Genomic DNA, 2,049 nt, shown 5'->3' on the forward strand with positions numbered 1-2,049 from the left:
ACTACTGCTTAGGCTTTAAGCATAACTTTATTTTTCGCCCACTTTTAGGGGGCGTGGTTTTGTGCGCTCTTTTTCGGAATGGTACTTAAATCGCAATGTTTCAACCTTTTCTCCTAATCATACATATCCATATTGCCTTTAAAAATCGTTAATATGTTGTTGTTTTTCCCCCGGCTCTTGTAGACATTGTACTGGTTCTTGCACCGTGGGCTGCAAAAGGCGGCATTGGACCGGCTGCCCAGGAATACCTTCTGGCAGTGCTTACACAGGCGCAGGGGCTGGTCACCGTCTACCAACATGAAGCTGAACATCATCTGGATGCCCAGCAGCAGCGAATGGAAATCCCAATAGATGGTGGGCTTATCCAACAGCTCGATGTGGTAGCTGGGGGCGATCCCACCAAATGCGGCCATGGCCTTGCGATACAGCCCCCGTGCGTCCTCGTCAATGGAATCATAGTCATTGTAGTACAAAATGGCGGTGGTCAGTGTAAAGGCCCAATCTTTGAACTGCTGGGCAACCCAGTCGTAGGGTTCCGCATATTCCCGCTGGAAGCTCATGTTCTTCGCCATCGGCTCGTCCATGAAAGTCATGGTCAGGGCAACCATCGTCCGGTCACCGGACACATTCCATGTGGATTCAATGCCTTTCTTCACCAAATCCAGCTGGTCAAAGGGGTAAAACAGGGACAGGTATTTGTCTGTCGCCATGGATTCTTCCTTGATGAAGTGGTTTTTCGGCAGGTACACCGCCTCATAGTCCATAAAGGACGGCGTGGTGGGCAGGGCGGTCATCAGCCCCAGCAAGCCGTACCGGGTGATAAACTCCATTATCGCCTTTTCCACCTCTGCTTCCGGCTTGCGCCCCATCATCAGCATCCCCACATTCAGCGCATCCAGCACAATGTTGGGGACCTCTTTCAGTGGATTGTAGACATCCGGCTTTGCATTCTTGCCGGGGGTGATGTACCGTTTGCCATCTTCCGCTGTTTTCAGCTCATAGTGATCGTACCGCACCCAATGGGAACGGGACTGTTCAAATAAATTTTTCATCATACACGCCCTTTCTCCTTAATCGTCCCAATTATCAGGGGCGGTTTTTCTTTTTTCTGCGCTTGGTCTTATTCTCCCGCCGGATCACGGCGTCCTTGCCTTGTTTCCTTGCAATTTTCGAGTATTCCTCCAAAAACTGGCGTTCCCGCAAGGTCAGGCTGCCGCCATGCTCCTGCTTGCCGCACAGATGGTCATACATCTGGCGCTGCAATTTCTTGTGGATGGTCTTTCGCAGCTTGCGGATATTGCGGTCAGACTGCCCACGCACAGCGGCAAGCCGGGTGGTGCTGTACAGCCGCAAAGAGAGAAAATACAAAACTTCCTTGTGTTCCTCGCTCAGTTCCTCCACCATGCGGGAAATAAAGGGATCGGCGGTCAGGTTGTGCATTTCATAGGGGCAGTCAAACAGGATGTCCAGAAAGTTCCCGGCCATCAGCTGCCGGTATGTGGGGGTGTTCATCCAGCGGGGAATGAGCTTAGGTTCCGGCACCGCCTGATATTCCAGCGGCACATCCCCACGAAGGTTTTCGTGGTCCCGTTCCCGGCGCTCCCGGTTCCGGTCCAGCTTGTTCCATTCCTCCACCACGGCCCGGAAATCCTTCTCCGTGCGGGCGGCTTCCTCCAGCCGCCGTATGGCCTCAGCCCGCATCTCCCGTTTCAGCCGTTTATCACTGACCGGGGCAGCTTCTTCTTCCTCGTCCTCCAGCTCCGCTTCATAGTCGATGGGATGCTCGTCCTGCTCCAGCTCGTTTTCCAGCTCGGCCAGACGTTCTTCCGCAAGCGCCTGTTCCAGCGTTTCCTCCGCCCCAGCGCCTGTCCCATCGTCCCATCCGGTGAAGCCACCCTCGGTATCCAGAAGCTCGTCATCAGACAGATACGCCATGACCCCACCTCCTACAATAAAGTTATGGTTCAAGGCGCGGCAGCCAGCCGCGTCTTTTTCCATCTCAAAGCCGAAGCTGTTAGAATGGGAGAGCAAATGGCCTGACATAGCTCA

2 protein-coding genes are annotated in these 2,049 nt (G+C 53.7%); both read right to left on the bottom strand.

Annotation, left to right across the window (positions count from 1 at the left end):
- Positions 1 to 113: 113 nt before the first annotated feature.
- A complete protein-coding gene (locus H6B51_RS16840) occupies positions 114 to 1,055 on the bottom strand; it encodes a recombination protein NinG (protein WP_204884754.1) in 942 nt (313 codons plus the stop codon).
- A gap of 31 nt (positions 1,056 to 1,086) precedes the next feature.
- Complete coding sequence (locus H6B51_RS16845; RefSeq protein WP_204884755.1) at positions 1,087 to 1,935, bottom strand: sigma-70 family RNA polymerase sigma factor; 849 nt, start codon at positions 1,933 to 1,935, stop codon at positions 1,087 to 1,089.
- Between the last annotated feature and the right edge of the window lie 114 nt (positions 1,936 to 2,049).

This window comes from Pseudoflavonifractor phocaeensis (assembly GCF_016901955.1).
GTDB lineage: Bacteria > Bacillota > Clostridia > Oscillospirales > Oscillospiraceae > Flavonifractor > Flavonifractor phocaeensis_A.

Excerpts from the sequence above, each read along its gene's own strand:
- H6B51_RS16840 (WP_204884754.1), bottom strand. The coding sequence starts at position 1,055 with ATGATGAAAAATTTATTTGAACAGTCCCGTTCCCATTGGGTGCGGTAC.
- H6B51_RS16845 (WP_204884755.1), bottom strand. The coding sequence starts at position 1,935 with ATGGCGTATCTGTCTGATGACGAGCTTCTGGATACCGAGGGTGGCTTC.